This window comes from Sphingomonas arabinosi (assembly GCF_036663715.1).
In the GTDB taxonomy this organism is placed as follows: Bacteria; Pseudomonadota; Alphaproteobacteria; order Sphingomonadales; family Sphingomonadaceae; genus Sphingomonas.
This window is the reverse complement of the sequence record NZ_JAXOJN010000019.1, coordinates 1-16004: the sequence shown is the minus strand read 5'-3', so window position 1 is coordinate 16004 and position 16004 is coordinate 1. Positions and strand designations below refer to the sequence as shown.

General features: G+C 59.2%; 16 protein-coding genes. 5 read left to right on the top strand and 11 right to left on the bottom strand.

What is annotated here, in order from left to right:
• Positions 1-16: 16 nt before the first annotated feature.
• From U1708_RS18830 to U1708_RS18800, 7 genes are all read right to left on the bottom strand, one after another.
• Positions 17-718, bottom strand: a complete 702-nt coding sequence (locus U1708_RS18830; protein ID WP_332747654.1) for a DsbA family protein — start codon at positions 716-718, stop codon at positions 17-19.
• Positions 715-1518 carry a redoxin domain-containing protein gene (locus U1708_RS18825; RefSeq protein WP_332747652.1) on the bottom strand — a complete coding sequence of 268 codons (804 nt, stop codon included), beginning with the start codon at positions 1516-1518 and terminating at the stop codon, positions 715-717. Before U1708_RS18825 ends, U1708_RS18830 begins: the two co-directional genes overlap by 4 nt.
• A 134-nt stretch (positions 1519-1652) precedes the next feature.
• Complete coding sequence (locus tag U1708_RS18820; protein ID WP_332747650.1) at positions 1653-2996, bottom strand: sensor histidine kinase; 1344 nt, start codon at positions 2994-2996, stop codon at positions 1653-1655.
• On the bottom strand, positions 2993-3652 hold the full coding sequence (locus tag U1708_RS18815; RefSeq protein ID WP_332747648.1) for a response regulator: 660 nt from the start codon (positions 3650-3652) through the stop codon (positions 2993-2995). Before U1708_RS18815 ends, U1708_RS18820 begins: the two co-directional genes overlap by 4 nt.
• A 121-nt stretch (positions 3653-3773) precedes the next feature.
• Positions 3774-5204, bottom strand: a complete 1431-nt coding sequence (locus U1708_RS18810; RefSeq protein WP_332747646.1) for an efflux transporter outer membrane subunit — start codon at positions 5202-5204, stop codon at positions 3774-3776.
• Positions 5194-6351, bottom strand: a complete 1158-nt coding sequence (locus U1708_RS18805; protein WP_332747644.1) for an efflux RND transporter periplasmic adaptor subunit — start codon at positions 6349-6351, stop codon at positions 5194-5196. Before U1708_RS18805 ends, U1708_RS18810 begins: the two co-directional genes overlap by 11 nt.
• Complete coding sequence (locus tag U1708_RS18800) at positions 6344-9511, bottom strand: efflux RND transporter permease subunit (protein ID WP_332747642.1); 3168 nt, start codon at positions 9509-9511, stop codon at positions 6344-6346. Before U1708_RS18800 ends, U1708_RS18805 begins: the two co-directional genes overlap by 8 nt.
• Positions 9512-9742: 231 nt before the next feature.
• Here U1708_RS18800 and U1708_RS18795 point away from each other — a divergent pair, with 231 nt between their 5' ends.
• Positions 9743-10828 (top strand): YncE family protein, encoded by a 1086-nt coding sequence (locus U1708_RS18795; RefSeq protein ID WP_332747640.1) that lies wholly within the window; start codon positions 9743-9745, stop codon positions 10826-10828.
• A 117-nt stretch (positions 10829-10945) separates the two neighbouring features.
• On the opposite strand, the gene U1708_RS18790 is transcribed toward U1708_RS18795, so the two are convergent.
• Complete coding sequence (locus tag U1708_RS18790) at positions 10946-11992, bottom strand: site-specific integrase (RefSeq protein WP_332747638.1); 1047 nt, start codon at positions 11990-11992, stop codon at positions 10946-10948.
• A 234-nt stretch (positions 11993-12226) separates the two neighbouring features.
• On the opposite strand from U1708_RS18790, the gene U1708_RS18785 reads away from it, so the two are divergent.
• Positions 12227-12469, top strand: coding sequence for an AbrB/MazE/SpoVT family DNA-binding domain-containing protein (locus tag U1708_RS18785; RefSeq protein WP_332747636.1), 243 nt, complete (start codon positions 12227-12229; stop codon positions 12467-12469).
• Positions 12466-12855 carry a type II toxin-antitoxin system VapC family toxin gene (locus U1708_RS18780; RefSeq protein WP_332747634.1) on the top strand — a complete coding sequence of 130 codons (390 nt, stop codon included), beginning with the start codon at positions 12466-12468 and terminating at the stop codon, positions 12853-12855. The genes U1708_RS18785 and U1708_RS18780 overlap by 4 nt, the downstream gene beginning before the upstream one ends.
• A 43-nt stretch (positions 12856-12898) precedes the next feature.
• On the opposite strand, the gene U1708_RS18775 is transcribed toward U1708_RS18780, so the two are convergent.
• From U1708_RS18775 to U1708_RS18765, 3 genes are read right to left on the bottom strand one after another with little or no spacing between them, the layout of a single operon-like run.
• Positions 12899-13399 carry a hypothetical protein gene (locus U1708_RS18775; protein WP_332747632.1) on the bottom strand — a complete coding sequence of 167 codons (501 nt, stop codon included), beginning with the start codon at positions 13397-13399 and terminating at the stop codon, positions 12899-12901.
• Between the two features lie 31 nt (positions 13400-13430).
• The gene (locus U1708_RS18770; RefSeq protein ID WP_332747630.1) at positions 13431-13919 is read right to left on the bottom strand and encodes a helix-turn-helix domain-containing protein; all 489 of its coding nucleotides are present in this window, start codon (positions 13917-13919) and stop codon (positions 13431-13433) included.
• Positions 13920-13939: 20 nt separating this feature from the next.
• Positions 13940-14233 carry a hypothetical protein gene (locus U1708_RS18765; protein ID WP_332747628.1) on the bottom strand — a complete coding sequence of 98 codons (294 nt, stop codon included), beginning with the start codon at positions 14231-14233 and terminating at the stop codon, positions 13940-13942.
• A gap of 282 nt (positions 14234-14515) precedes the next feature.
• Between U1708_RS18765 and mblB the strand changes: the two genes are divergently transcribed.
• The gene (gene mblB, locus U1708_RS18760; RefSeq protein ID WP_332747626.1) at positions 14516-15691 is read left to right on the top strand and encodes an anti-phage 6A-MBL system MBL-fold protein; all 1176 of its coding nucleotides are present in this window, start codon (positions 14516-14518) and stop codon (positions 15689-15691) included.
• The gene (locus U1708_RS18755) at positions 15691-15903 is read left to right on the top strand and encodes a hypothetical protein (RefSeq protein ID WP_332747624.1); all 213 of its coding nucleotides are present in this window, start codon (positions 15691-15693) and stop codon (positions 15901-15903) included. The genes mblB and U1708_RS18755 overlap by 1 nt, the downstream gene beginning before the upstream one ends.
• Positions 15904-16004 lie beyond the last annotated feature (101 nt).

Here is a 16004-nt window from a genome sequence, read left to right as displayed (position 1 = left end):
AAGGATAGCAGGCTCCTCACGACTCCTTTGGATCCTTCGCCGGATCGCCCGTAGGATTGGCGCGGACCATCGCGACGGCCTTCTTCATGTTGGCGTAATCCAGGCCGCCCGGAATCAGATAGTGGCCGATCAAGAAACCCGGTGTGCCTTGCAGGCCCATCAAAGCGGCTTGCTGCCCGGTACGATCGAGCAGCGCGTCTATCTCGCTTTCATGAGCTTTGAGATCGCTCTGGAGTGTTGCCCATTTGACGCCTGCCTTGTCGGCTGCGGCCCGAATGACCTTATCGTCCAGCTTGCCCGTCGACTGCATGAGCGCGTCATGGAACACGACGTACTTACCCTGATATTTGGCGGCCAGCGCCAGCTTGGCAGCGGTCACCGATGCCCCGCCAAACATTGGCCAGTCGCGGTAGACCAGACGGATCTTGGGATCGCTAGAAAGGAGTGCAGCAAGGATAGGTTGGGCCTTGCGGCAGTAGGGGCATTGGTAGTCAAAATACTCGACGATCGTAACGTCATAGTTTTTGGGCGCGTTGGTGGGGACCATTGGATCGTCGGTGATTTTCCGTCGCTCCTTGGCTGCCGCTGCGGCTTGCTGGGCACTTGTCAGCGGCGCACTTTGCGCCGCCTGCGCGCGATCACCATCGGGCCTGAGCAGCAAGGTGGCGACTAGGGCGAAGATACCAAATGCGAGTGCCGCAAGTGAGAGTTTCCTCATTTCGGGTTCCTTTCAAGATCATGGATCGCTGCTGTCAGGGCTGCGCGTGAAATTTCGCCGAAGTGCCGCGCCCGCACCTTCCCGGCCGCGTCAACGAAGATTGTCGTCGGTAGCGCTGGCGAACCGATAGCCGTTCCGACGACGCCATTGGCATCGCGGAACGCCGATGCGTTCAGGAGTTTTCGGCCCTGAAGAAAGCGCCGGATATGATCGGCGGTCTCGCCTTGGTTGACGAAAAGCACAGGGACCGGCGTGTTTGAAGCAACGTCTACCATCATTGGCATTTCGCGCTGACATGGCGGGCACCATGTTGCCCATAAGTTCAAAACGAACGGTTGGCCGCGTAAGGCATCCAGGTGGACCGATCGACCACCTACCGTGCTGACCACCAAACCGGAAGGAAACGCCCTGGGCGGGGAGGCAAGGATTTGATGCGCGCCAACCCAAAGTAACGATATGCCTAGTGGGATCGTCGCTAGTGCCAGTCTTTTTCCCAATGGGTTACGGGTCGAAACCACCACGAGCGCTGCGACAATCGCGCCTGGCCACACCGCAAAACCACCTTGCCACACCCAGAGGATGGACGCGAAATCGACGCGGAAAGCGTCCCAATTCTCGATCACGTACGCCATGCGCGATGCTGCGATTCCCAGGATCAGCGCCGCAACGATCCGCGGCGGCCTGATTCCGAGTACCTCCGCCAGCAGTGGCGTGCCCACCACGAAGGACAGGATCGCCACGACCGCCAACAGCCGGTCTACTGCGAGGGTCAGGAACCCTATCTGAATGAGGCCGTCCATAACAGATGGCTCTCGGCATCGCAGCTTAAGGCAACCTTAGGAGAACCAAGCATTATATGGCCCGACGACGATGTCGCGGGCCGCGGCAATCTCGCCGGCAGGCACCAGCGTTCGATCTTTCATCGCAACACGTTCTAATGACTCTCCGGAAGCAGATGGGCGAAGGGCAACTGCGCTACTGCGATGAGACCGCCGTTTGATCCGGTGCGCAAGTCAAGATGACCACCTTCCCGCTTCAATGATGCCGCCACGATCGAAAGGCCAAGTCCGCTTCCCTTGGCCGTTACCGCCCGTCCGCGCTCAAAAGGGCGCACCAGACGCTCGCGATCCGACGGATCAATGCCTGTGCCTTGATCCCCAACGCAGATTTCAACCCAATTTCCGTCGTCCGAGACGCTAGCGTTGATAACGATGGGGCTACCGCCGTGTCGGATTGCGTTGTCTATCAGGTTCCTCAAAGCCAGTTTCAAGTTTGCCACGTCGAGGCAGGCGACCCGCCTTACGGCGCTAGGTTCAAATACTATGGAAGCGTGATGTGCGGCGGCAGCATCAGAACAATCGTCCTCGATGTCAGATAGCAGATCATCCAGGAAAATCGGAACTGGATCTCTTTTTGGAAAATCAGCATCCAGGCGGGCTAGGGAAAGGAGCTGCCGAACTAAATGCGAAGTCCGATCAACAGATTGTATGATCCTATCAAGAGCGTGGCGCCGCATCTCCGGATCTGTCACACGGCATGCGACGTCAGCTTGTGTCCGAAGCCCGGCAAGCGGCGTTTGGAGTTCATGGGCTGCATTTGCGACAAAGTCGCGTTCGGTCTGACGAGCATGTGCGAGACGGACCAAAAGATCGTCCATCGCGGCAATCAAGGGCGTTATCTCACTTGGCGAACCGTCAAGCTTGATAAGCGACAGGTCATCCGCAGAGCGTCGTTCGATGCTGCGCGTAAGCACATCCAACGGACGAAGACCGCGCGATATACCTGCCCATAACAATAACCCAAGTAGGATGATGCCGATACCCGCGGGCATCAGTAGCCCCATCATCATCTCGGACACGAGATGATGCCTCACAGTCAAATTGTCGCCGATCATGACACTGACGCCGCGGTTTCGATCGACATGGGTGTACACACGCCAAATCTGACCGTCGATCTTGCGCTCGGAGAAACCTTCCTCGCCATCGGCGAGAGGTGTTCGCGGTGCTCCTGCCGACTGACCGACCAGCGCCCCTGAGAGCGACCATATCTGGCAGGAAAGTTGTCGTGAATAGCCTTGGGAAGCGTGGACCGGAGTACGATTGTTCGTGGCAGGCAGGTCAAGGGCACCGACCATCCGAGCTGCCTCGACAAGCCTTCTATCGAGAACGCGCTGCACCTCTGTTCGTGTCGAAAACGCTGTCCAGGTCGCTGCCGCTGCCCAAATTGCCAGGGTAAGACCGGCAACCAACAAGAATAGACGGACGCGCAGCGACTTCATGGCTGCATGATCCGGTACCCCTCACCGCGCACAGTTTCGATCCATTCGCGTCCGAGTTTTTGTCGAAGTTTATGGATATGAACTTCGACCGCGTTGCTCTCAACCTCCTCATTCCATCCATAAATGCGGTCTTCAAGAACCGATCGCGAAAGTATGTGCCGAGGATTTTCAGCGAGCGCTTCAAGAACAGCGAACTCCCGTCGCGACAATCCCATATCCTGATCATGCAGGATCGCCACTCGCGCCATCGGGTCGATGGTCAAGGGACCTATCGTAATAGTTGATGACGATCGACCGGCGGATCGCCGAACGATTGCACGTAACCGTGCCGATAGTTCCGTTAAATCAAAGGGTTTCCCAAGATAATCGTCCGCGCCAAGATCGAGGCCGGCGACGCGATCGGAAACCATATCGCGCGCGGTCAGCAGCAGGATCGGCGTTTGCCGGCCTTCTTTGCGCCACGTGGCAAGAAGATCCAGGCCCGATCCGTCCGGCAGACCGATGTCCAGAATGATCGCCGCATGACCGTCCGGATCGAAGCCGGCCTGGGCGTCGCGGCAGCATCTAACCGCGTCAACTTCGAAGCCTTCGATTTGCAGCCCGACCGATACGCCGTCCCGAAGCACCTCGTCATCCTCGACAAGAAGAATGCGCATGTCAGAGTGGTCCCGCGGCACCGGAAGATGATGGAACGGGCCACATCACCTTCCTTGATAATTCTGATTGCGTTCCAAGCGCCAGTTTGCCGTTTGACGTCGCGCTACGGGTAATCATAGTTCAATCCGAACCTCTCGTTTGCGCGCCATGTTGCGCAAGTGTGTAGCCGCCTCCGACCGCCCGGATCAACGCAACTGCTTCGCGTTGTTGACTGACCGTTGTGTCAATGCTGGCTTGCTGGGCGTTTAGCGCAGCCGTCTGTGCGGTGACCACATCGAGAAAATCGGCGGCTCCGTCGCGATAACGCTCCAAGGCAAGCGCTTCTGTCCGGCTCGCCGAGGCGGCTGCCTGTGCCTGCTGCTCGCCTTGTCGCGCAAGAGACGCCGATTGCGCCAGGGCATCCTCGACCTCGCGGAAGGCATCCAGAACAGTTGAACGATAGTCGGCTGCAAGGCGGCGATATTCGGCTTCTGTGATATCGACCCTTGCGCGGCGCCTTCCACCGTCGAAGAGACTTGCTACCACGCCCAAGGGCCCCAAGGCCCAGTAACTGTTCGACGCACCCAAAATTGGTGCCCCTGTAGCCTGAAAGCCTCCCGATAGCCCTAGCGTAAGATCGGGGTACAGCGCTGCTTTTGCGGCACCGATGCGCGCGTTCGCCGCCGCCAGTTGGCGCTCGGCGCGCGCAATGTCAGGCCGGCGTTCCAGTAACATCGATGGCAGTCCCGCAGATACCTGGGGCAAACGGATCGTCTGCTCGACCGGATCCAGGCGAAACGTCGATGGAACTTGGCCGACCAGTACCGAGATACCATGCTCCAGCCTCGCCCGTTGCCCGCCAATGGCTTCCAGACGAGCACGAGCATCGGCAAGCTGGGTAGCGGCACGCGTACGGTCGACACCCGAAGCGATGCCGACTTCATAGCGATCCCCGATCAGCTTGGCAGCTCGCTCGTATGCGCCGGCTGTGCGCGTCAGGAGGCGGGTTTGGGCATCGAAACCACGCAGGCGGAAGTATGCGTCGGCCAGTGAGGCTCTAAGGCTGAGGCGTACTGCCTCGACGTTAACCTCGGCGGCTTGCGCATCAGCTCGGCTCGCCGCCACCGTGTTGCGTACCCGTCCCCAAAGATCGATCTCGTAACTCAAGCTGCCGCCAAGAAGATACTGACTGGCCGTAACAGGCTGCCCAGGGCCGATCGGGCGCCCCGCCGACAATCGCTCTCGCGACGCCTGCGCACCTGCCGAAACGGTCGGTAGCCGATCGGCACCCGCTTCGCGCAGAGCCGCGAGCGCGCGCTCTCGATTGGCCAGGGCAGCTTCCAGGTCTGGGTTCGCGGCATCAACACGCATCATCAGGTCGCTCAGTACCGGGTCACCGAAATCCAGCCACCAGTTACCTCTGACGGCCTGATCCGAGGGATTTGCCTCCCGCCAACCGTGGGGGCTGGAGGCGGATGGGATGATGAGTTGGGGCGCCGGACGGTCTGGCTGGAGCGCACAGCCCGCCGTCAATGCCCCGAGGAAGACAACCCCCCATGACCTAGCCCGCATGGTCGGCTCCTGCCACGTTGATCTTGGCGACGCGGACCTGATCTCCCGTCTCGAGCGCGTCGGGCGGTGTTGCAATGACACGATCATTCGGCTGGAGACCGCTCAGGATCGCGACGCTGCGTCCGTTGTCACGACCAACCTGCACGGATCTTAATTGAACTCGACCATGTGCGTCGACAAGCGCCACTCGCGTGCCTTTGCTGTTGACGATGAGGCTGGTGGCCGGAAGCTCAACCGTGCCTTGCGTCTTCTGCAAGGCAAGGTCCACCGTTCCGAACGAACCAGGTACCAGCTTCTGACCGGGGTGCATGACTTTGAACTCGGCAAGCATGGTGCCGGACTCCCGGTCGACCGCGCGAGCGGTTCGCACGAGCGTCGCTGAAAAACCATGCGTCGGGTCGTTGGGAACCTTGACCTCGGCAATCGTGCCTGGCTCAAGCTGACCAATGATATTCTGCGGAATACGCACGTAAACGCGCATCTGACTGACGTCGGCAATCGTGAAGAGTGGCTTGTTGGCGTTGCCAGCGTTTACCAAGGCGCCGAGCTGTGCATTACGGCTGGTGATGACACCTGCAAAAGGGGCGGTAATCCGGGTGAAGCCGCGTAGTGTTTGCAGCCGGCCGACGTTAGCACGTGCGGCATCGGCAGTGGCCTTCGCAGCAAGATATTGCCCGTGTTTCTCGTCCGCCTCCTGTGTCGAAACGGCATCCTTTCCGCGCAGGATGCGCCACCGATCGGCCGTTGTCTTGGCCAGGTCGCGATTGGCGGCTGCGGTCTGATAGTCCGCGCGCGCTTGGGATAGCTGTTGCTCCAGTTCCGGAGCGTCCAGAATGGCGAGCAGTTGTCCGGCTTTTACAGACTGCCCGATATCGACGAGCCACCGCGAGACGAAGCCGCTGGTCCGGGCGTTGATCTCGGCTTCATTAAGCGCCGATAGCTCACCAGGGAGGCTGACAAAGCCGCCCTGTGCGGGCTGAGCCCGGATCACCGACACTGTCGGCAACGCATTGTTTTGCGCGATCGTCTCTTGTTCAGCCTCAGCATCGTGGCGAATGGCGATTCCACCGCCGACAATGGCAATCAGGGCGGCCGCGGCGATGCCGACTGACCAATAGCGTCGCTTGGTTCGGGTATTTTCAGGCATGGTACTGGACGAGCTCCTGGATGGGCTTGGGCGCAGACTTGCGATGCGCGAGACTGAACAGCGCAGGCACGAGGAACAGCGTCGCCGCCGTCGCGAAGATGAGGCCGCCAATAACTGCGCGGCCAAGCGGTGCATTCTGTTCGGCACCCTCCCCGAGGCCGATCGCCATGGGAGCCATGCCAATGATCATCGCGAGCGCGGTCATCACAACGGGGCGGAGCCGTACCATTCCTGCCTCGAGCGCGGCCTTGGTCGCGTCTCCAGTCTCGGCGAGGCGCTCACGCGCGAAGCTGACGACGAGAATAGCGTTGGCGGTTGCGACGCCCATACACATGATCGCGCCCGTCAAGGCCGGGACCGAAACGGTGGTGCCAGTAAGGAAAAGCATCCAAACGATGCCCGCGATAGCGGCAGGAAGGGCGCCGACGATGACCAAGGGGTCAACCCAGCTCTGAAAATTAACGACGATCACAAGGTAGATGAGGACGATTGCGCCAACGAGCCCGAGTAGGAGGCCGTTAAACGCCGTGCTCATCGTGCCGAACTGTCCCGCTAACGTAACGGTCGAGCCCTCAGGGACGTCTTGGGAAAGGGAATCTATCGCCGATTGTACGTCGGCTGCGACCGCGCCCAGATCGCGGGTCTGAGTCGCAGCATAAATATTGATGACAGGTTGGATGTTATATTTGCTGACGACCGACATGGTCGACCCGCGGCTGATGGAGCCGAGCCCACCCAGTGTTTGCGGTTGGCCGTCTTTGGCGCCGGAGACGGGAAGGTTCGACAGGTCGGACACGGAACCGACATCACGTTCCGGAACTTGCGCGACGACGAGGTAGGAAACGCCGTTTTCCGGATTCAGATAATAGACTGGTGCCGACTGCTGCGTTCCAGCAAGGGCAATGCCAAGATCAGAAGTAACATTCTTTTGGTTCATGCCGTATTGGGCGATCCGGGTGCGATCGATATCGACGTTGAGCTGCGGATATCGCGAGGATTGCTGAATTCGCACATCAGCCAAACCGCCAATGAGCCGTAACTTCTTGACCAGCTTTTTCGCGAATGCCTCGTTCTCAAGCAGCTTTCGTCCTCTGATCTGGATATCAATCGGCGCTGGCGAACCAAAGTTCAGGATCTGGCTGGTCATATCTGCGGGCAGAAAGGCGAAGTCGATGCCGGGGAAGGCTTGAGGCAGTTCCCGCCTGAGCAGAGCAACGTGCTCGTCAGTTGGCGCATGGCCATGATTCAGCGCGATCATGACGTCGCCTTCGTTCGGTCCGACGGTTCCGGAGTTGGCGTATATGTTGTTAAGCGGTGCAGAGGTCAGGCCAATGTTGTCCACGATTGACTTGATTTCACCTTGCGGCAGCAGGGCGCGAACTTTCTTCTCGACACGGGCGAAGAGGTCCGAGGTGTCTTCGATTTGCGTTCCGACCGGACCACGCACGTGCATCGCCATTTGACCGGAATCGACGCTTGGGAAGAAATCACGGCCAAGTAGTGGGATGAGCAGGAGTGACAGGATCATCGCTGTAGCAAAAAGTGGGATGAAGCGCGCGCGCGTTGCCAGGACATGCTCCAGTCGATGTCCGTAACTGTCCCGCATCCGAGAGAATGAACGCTCAAAACCCTGTTGGAACCGGGAGATAATGCTCTTGCCCTGCGCGCCATGATGGTTGTGCGGCCGCAACAGATACATCGCCATCGTCGGTACCAAGGTTCGCGACAGGATGAACGACATAATCATGGCAAAAACGACGGCGAGTGCCATGGGAACGAACAGGAACCCGGCGACGCCTGGAAGGAAGAACATCGGCACAAACACGATGCAGATGCAGAGGAGCGCGACAAAGGCCGGACCTACGATCTGCGCCGCGCCGTCCATAATCGCGTCCCGCACCGACTTGCCGTGTTCGAGGTGCCAATTGATGTTCTCGATCGTAACCGTGGCATCATCGACCAGGATACCAATCGCCAATGCCAACCCACTTAGCGTCATGACATTGAGCGTCTGACCGGTCGTTGCCAACGCGATGATCGCACCTAGGATTGCCAAAGGGATTGACGCGATAATGATGACCGTTGATCGCCAGGAACCGAGAAACAAGAGGATCATCAGGGACGTGAGAACGGCAGCAAGAATGCCCTCGTGTACCACGCCTGAGACTGCGGCTTTGACCAGCACGGATTGATCGCCGATCAGCGCCACTTTGAGCGTTGCAGGCAAGCCTTTTACGGCTTGGGGTAGTCGTTCCTTAATGCCTTCGACGATGGCAAGGGTCGATGCCCCACCATTCTTCAGGATGGTCATCAACGCCGACCGTTGTCCGTCGACATGAACAATGTTGGTCTGTGGAGCAGCCCCGTCGCGGACATAGGCGATATCGCGCATGTAGACCGTGCCACCATCGGTGACCTTGACCGGCAGACTGTTCAGCTGATCGACCGACTGTGGCGCGTTGTTAAGTTGAATATTGTATTGAAGGCCACCTATCTTCGCAAAGCCTACAGGGTTGATCTGCGTCTGATTGGCTATCGCAGTTGCTACGTCTTGCGCAGACAGGCCGCGGGCTTGCAGTGCTTGGGGATTGACATCGATTTGTATCTGCCGCTGCTTGCCCCCAAAAGGAAACGGCATCGCGACGCCAGGTACCGTCACCAGCGGCGGGCGAAGCTGGTTGAGGCCAAGGTCAAACAGTTGCTGTTCACTCAGGCCCTCGCCCGACAGTGCCAGCTGTAGGATAGGGACCGTGGAAGCGTCGTAGTTGACGATCATCGGCGGCGTGATGCCCGGTGGCAGCTGCCGCAAGATTGTTTGGGAAATGGATGTGACCTGTGCAGTCGCCGTCCGAATATCGACGCCAGGCTGGAAATAGATCTTTACGACCGCGACCCCGCTCAATGATTGGCTTTCGATATGGTCGATGTCGTTGACAGTACTGGTGAGTACCCGTTCATATGGTGTGACGATGCGGCCAGCCATGTCCTTTGGCGAAAGCCCGGCATAGGTCCAGGCGGTGGCGACTACCGGTACGCCGATACGTGGGAAGAGGTCGACCGGTGTGCGCAACACCGTCAGTACGCCGATACCCGCGATGAGGATCGCCATAACGACAAACGTCAGAGGCTTCGCTAGCGCGATACGGACGATCGCTAGCATGTGGCGATAACGCCAGCGAATGAGATAAGCTCGTTCATGCCATACTCCCTTGAAGCGGGAAAATAGCGCCGTGGCTTAACGCAATCTTATGCGCTGAATTTCGCCAGCCGCGTCCTACCGTGAGGCGTGAAATGCCGATTGGGTCGGGCCGCCAAGCGAGCACGCGAATAAGGCTGCCTTAAGGTTGGGCCCCGAGGCTAACCTGCAGTTTCCCGGAGTAGCGAGAATATGATGACCAAAGCGTATTTAGCCGTTCTCGGGACCGCATGCATTGCCCTGCTGACGCCGCCCGCGACCGCCCAGTATGCTGGTGCCGCTTCGCCCATTGCCGATGATACGCCCGTCGATTTGCTGGCGATCCAGGCGCCGTGCGGAAAAGAAGATTTCGACCGTGGCAGCAAAGACCGTCTGTATGTGCAGGACTCGAAGAGTCATATCATTCTTGCTGCCCCCTATAAAGCGCAGGCGTCAAGACCAACGCAGACGTTGCGAGGGGGCGGTCAGTGGCATTTGTTGGCGGCGTCTTGCAATCGTCGGCTGGTCGCGGCTTCTCCGGACGGCTCGGGGTCAGTCGAGCTCATATCAACCAAGAATCAGGAGGTGATAGCAAAGCTGGCATTGCCGGTACCTGTTCGCAACGCGACGTTTACCACCGATAGCAAAGAACTTTGGCTTTCGTCTGGTCGGAGCAAAGAAATCTACATAGCTTCTGTAAATCACCCTGAACGCATACAGAAAATCCCATTGGCGTTCCATCCAACGGCAATCGCCGCTAACATAAAAGACCGTGCAATGTTCATAATGGATGGGGATGGTGGCCTTTTTGCCATCGACGCAAAGAGTCACAAACAGGTAGGCAAAGCCAGTACAAATTTTGGTCGGGGATCGCAGATGATGGTCTCGCCCACCGACAAGGAGTTGTGGATTGTACGTAGCGACCGGCCTCAGGTAGCAATCATGAGAACCGATGCTCCCTACGAAACTATCAAGACAATCGACCTGCCCGATATCGGAAGCACCATCCAGTTTGTTCGACGAGGAAATAGAAATATCGCGTTTGTGGGACTCCCCGCCTCACGAAAGATAGCTGTGATAGACGGCGATCACTTCAAGGTGGTAAACTCCATACCGTTGCGCGGGACTCCCGAAACATTGACCGCGTCTGGTGACGGGTCAAACGTATACGTAGGATTTGATGACAAAATGGGCATCGACGTTGTCGACGCCGATCGATTTGCCATCACGTCGTCGATTGCAACCAATGAGGCCGTAACCATGATCCTCCATGTCGCCGACGCAGCAAAGAGCCGGCTTTAATACTATAAAGAGGATGTATTGCGGTTGAGTCGTCTCGATGAGGTAGCCCGCTAAATGACATGACAAGGCCTCGCTATTCGCAATGGTATCACCCTCGGTGATGGGGTAACAGTACGCTCAGGCAAACCGCTCTGCGGCATGGTCGCGAAATGCTTCCTGATCGCGCACATATTCGCTGAGCATCTCGAGCGACTTGTGTCGGCTATGCTCCTTCATCTTGAACAGATTGGCGCCCTGTCGGCCCGCCTCGGTGAGAAATCCCGCCCGCAGACTATGTCCGGCAAAGAGCGCTGGATCGTAGCCGGCTGCGGCCGCACGCGCCTTGACCACCAGCGCCACAGTCTGCGGACTGATGCCATGCGTGGTCAAACGACCGTGTGGGGTCAGCCGTCGCAAGAGCGGCCCGCTGCTGATCCCCGCGGCCTCAAGCCAGGCGCGGTAATGGCGGACCGGTTCCATCCGCCGACCATCGAGAATAGCGACCGACTGTCCCCTGCCCTCCTGGTCACCCTTGGACACCGGAATATGGATGATCAGCCCGCGGGGATCCTCGCTGACATGCATGACGTCAATCGCCACCAGTTCGGACCGCCGGAAGGCCCCCATCATGCCCAGACTGAGCAGCGCGCGGTCACGGTAATCCTGCAGGCTCGTTCCGGTGATCGTGCGTACCATGTCGCGCAGCACGTCGCCGTCGGCGGGCCTCTTCTTGGCGGGGCGCTCACCGCGCTTGGTATTGCGGATACCGCGCATGACCTTCTCGAGCGCCGCTGCTCCGGCTTGCGTCGTCGGTGGTTCAACTTGGGCTGCACGGTGCGCGAACACGATCGCCGCCAGCCGTCGCCCGATCGACGCTTTCGAGAGTGACCGCCCGTTCGAATGGCTGCTGCCGGTGGTGGCCAGTTCGGTCAGGAAGGCGGCGGTGACCTGGGGGCTGGCCGGCAGCGCCTGGTAGCCGCGCGTTTCGCACCACGCACAAAACAGCCGCCAGTCGGAGCGATACGCGCGCAGCGTGGCACTGGCCGAGGCGCGGGTAATGAAGTCGTCGACGCGGGATTGATCGTCGACAGTGAGATCGGGCAGCCACGGCTGCACGGCACGATTGTCGATCAGCGCCAGACTCTGCTCGTCCGCCTTATCATCCAAGGAGCCGCCTTCGATCATCGACGGCGCGATCCGGCATCGGACTGTTTCGACATCGCCATGCGCATTTCTTACTCGATTTCGTCGTTTCGATGACCGAGCGGTAGCGGCTCGACTAGCTAGTGGGAATACCATTTATCGCTGGTAACTATTATGGAGCTGTGTTGCCATCGTGTCTCTCAACCCCCGTCTCGCCTATTAGTCATTCTTGTGGTACATGGTATCGTCAATGCCCCATAATGTGAGCAAAGCCACATGACGCTACAGGTTAACATCACGCCAAATGGACGTATGAGCCTGCCTGTTGGCATCCGTAAGCGTTTGGGCCTCGAGGAAGGCGGCGCGGTCCTGGTCGAAGAAACCCCGGACGGCATCATCCTTCGCACTGTCGAGCAAGCCGTGGCCAAGGCGCAGGCGATTGCCAAGCGCAGCGCGCAACAGCCCGGTGCGTCAGTCGATGACTTTCTGGCGGCACGGCGCGAGGACAGCGGCGAATGACCCACGTCATCCTTGATGCCTCGGCGATCCTCGCGCTCCTCAAGGGCGAGCGCGGGGCCAGCAAGGTCGCCGGCGTGATCGCGGACGCCTCGGTGTGCGCGATCAATCACGCCGAGGTCGTCAGCCACTTCGTCGAGCTCGGCGCGCCACTTGACGAGGTTCGCGCCATGCTGGGCGCCCTTCCCTATAGCGTTGTCGCGGTCGACGACGCGCTGGCTTGGGAGGCGGGCAGCTTACGGGCGGAGACCGCGTCAGCCGGACTGTCGCTGGGTGATCGCTTTTGCCTCGCGCTGGCGAGGCGGCTCGGCGTCTCAGCCTATACCGCCGACAAGACATGGAAAGACATCGCGAGCGATGCCGGTGCCAAGGTCGTGGTGATTGGCTGACCGATAGGGATGCGGCGTGTATCGCCGCATCCCCACAACTCGTTTACTTGGCAGGCAGACGACGACGCTTGGGCGTGCCCACAGCCTGCGATCCTTGCTCGAGGACCGCCGCTGAATCGATCGATCGAGGCGCGAAGCTCAGCACTGGTAATGGCTGCATCATAAGCCCGGCTTGCCCGGTCAGCATCGCGACCAGGCTGCGGAAATAAGGATACGTCGCGACCTTGCCGACCCGCTCGATAAAAAGCTCGCATGCACCTTCGTCACAAGCGCCTTGGATACGATAACTGGCGAGATAGGTCGCACCGATCGACAGAACGCGCTTGCGACCGTAGCGGCAAACGACCTTGAAGCTAAAAACGCCATAAAGCGAGCCGTTCTCATGTTCGAGGAAACTGTCGAGCACGCCCGCGACGACATTGTTGCGCCATGCGTCAGGATCGAGATCCAGCGCCTCGGGCTTCATATCGAATTCGCTCGTGGTCATACGAATGCTGCGCAGGTGCGCGCGTGCAACTAGGCTATTGTAGACGCTGGGGTCCATGCTTGCGGCATCTTGGGGCAAGGTCTGGATCCTAACCCGCAACCGCAAGCCGGCGGGGGCGCCGGGTATCGGCTTCTTCAGCCCGCGCCCAACGATCCACCAAACGGCCGCGATCTGGCGAAGCCACGGCAGTGTCATCATGCGTTACGATGATGTTTGAACCAATCTGAATATCGTTGATGAGCCCCGAAACCGTCCAGTGCTGGTCACTGTCCGCAGCGTCACCTCGCGCAAGAGCAACCATATTTTCTAGCTGACATTGTGTCGTGAGGACAGGACTCTGACCTAAATGATAGAATATTTTCGCGATGGTTCGAATAGTAAGATTTTTGGCCTGCTCGCCAAACATCTGACTGACTCTCGCCTCAGAGACATTCAATCGCTTCGATAGATCACGAGCACGAAGGCCTCTTTCGTTCATCACGCGCTGTATTTCCGACTGAACCGCAACAATGAATTCCGCTTCTGCCAGTTCAACGGCAAGCGTGTCGGCATCGCACGTTACCGCGCTGCCTGCCATTATGCCCGCTCCTATTTCGGTCATCGTTCACGCTCCTTCTGTACAACTATTTCCAGGGGCAGCATCGCTTGCAGCGCCGCGACCGGCTGGAGAACCGGATCTACCGCGCGGGCAATACGCACCTCTGTTACGAAAAATGTCTGACGCGCCTCGTCAGTGCCACGACGACCGACCACCTGAACGTCGGTTGCGATAAACTCCTCCAGGCGACCATGCTGGTCACCCGCTACGCGCCGAAAGGCCTGTTCAGGGAGATGATCACAGCCATTACAGAACCGGCGGAACAGCCCCATCAGCCGTGCGAACACCGTCACAGGTATGGCATGGTGCAACCGCGCCCAGTCACTGGCACGCATCGCGATGCAGCGCCGAGGCCCATCGACCCGCACCTCGGCATGCTCGGCTGGTGATCGCTCGGCTGAGCCCATCTGCACCTCATCACTTAAGGTACGTGTTAAGCTTGTACGCGTCCACTGTCATTCTTGTCACGATTGGACGTCTTGAATCTTGATGGCATGCTTAACATATAGCTAAAGCTGGCGCGGCCATTCGGGGACGTGTTCGTGTCAGGGTTCAGGTAGGAAGGACACGACACAATGACGGCTGCCATCACGTTTTACCCGGTCTGCAATGGCGACATGACGCTGCTGCGGTTCGACAATGATCAGACGCTGCTGATCGACATCCACATCCGCAAGGGTGCCGACGACCCGGATGATGACACACCCGACGTCATGAGCCTGCTGCGCGAGCAACTGAAGCGCGACGAGAAGGGTCGGCTCTTCGTCGATGGTTTTCTCAACACCCATCCCGACAAGGACCATATCTGTGGTTTGTCGAAGCACTTTCACCTCGGGCCGCCCGATGACTGGGTCAAGGCCGACGACAAGATCCTGATCCGCGAGATGTGGTCGTCGCCCATCGTGTTTCGGCGAGCATCGATGACGCACACGCTGTGTGACGATGCCAAGGCCTGGGCAAAAGAAGCCCGGCGCCGGGTAGCGCTGTATCGTACCACCAAGGCGATCGGGATCGAGGGCGATCGTATCCAGATTTTGGGCGAGGACATCAAGGGTAAGACCGATGACATCTTGGGAATCGTCGTAAAGACCGACGATGTCGTGTCCAGCCTCAACCGCGTCACCGCTGGCGCCTTTGAAGCTCGTCTCCTGGCTCCGATGCCGCAAGGCGACGATGAAGAACTGGTGGAACTGCTGGCGAAAAACCGGTCGTCAGTCATTCTGCGCTTTTCGATCCGCGGGGCCGGGTATGCCGACAAGTGCCGCTTCCTGACCGGCGGAGACGCGGAGGTGGCGATCTGGGAACGCCTGTGGGATAAGCATGGGGCAGCGCATGCCGGCTGGCTGAGCTACGATATCCTGCAGGCACCGCACCACTGTTCCTGGCATAGCCTGAGCTATGACAGCTACTCGACCTGGGGAGAGGAAGCCGAGGTATGTGAGAGCGCCCGCACCGCGTTGGCGCAAATCCGCAAAGGCGCCGTCATCGTCGCCAGCTGCGAACATATCGATCCTGAGGATGCCGATCCGCCGAGCGATCGCGCCAAGCGCGAGTACATCTCGATCGTTGAGGGCAAGGATGATCGCTTCCGGTGCGTCACCGACGTCTGGGAGGATGAACAGCAGCCGCTGCGCTACGAGATCGGTGCCAGCGGCATCGTCAAGGCCGTCAAGAATGCCGGCAAGGCGGCAGCAACGGCGTTGGGGATCGGCGCGACGGCGGCACAGGCACGGCCGCACGGCCGCGCCTGATGGCCTCCCCGAAATCGGCATCGCCGGGCGATGACATCCTCCGGGTGGCGACACGCCACCCGGAATTCGTCGGTGGCGAAGTCATCGGCGATGATGAGGTTCGCATCGATCTGAGGGTTGAAATGCCCCTCCACTGCCAGGCGGATGGCATCAGCGACACCGGCGTCCGGATCGTTGAGCCCGTTACGCTGCGCATTGCTGCGCGGCGATGAAGGTGAGACAGCAGCGTCAATCAAGATGAGACTCCGTTTGGGGCTGTCGGCGTAGGGCGTAGCCCGGAGCCGACAGCCCCAAACGGAAGCCCTTTCGAAGG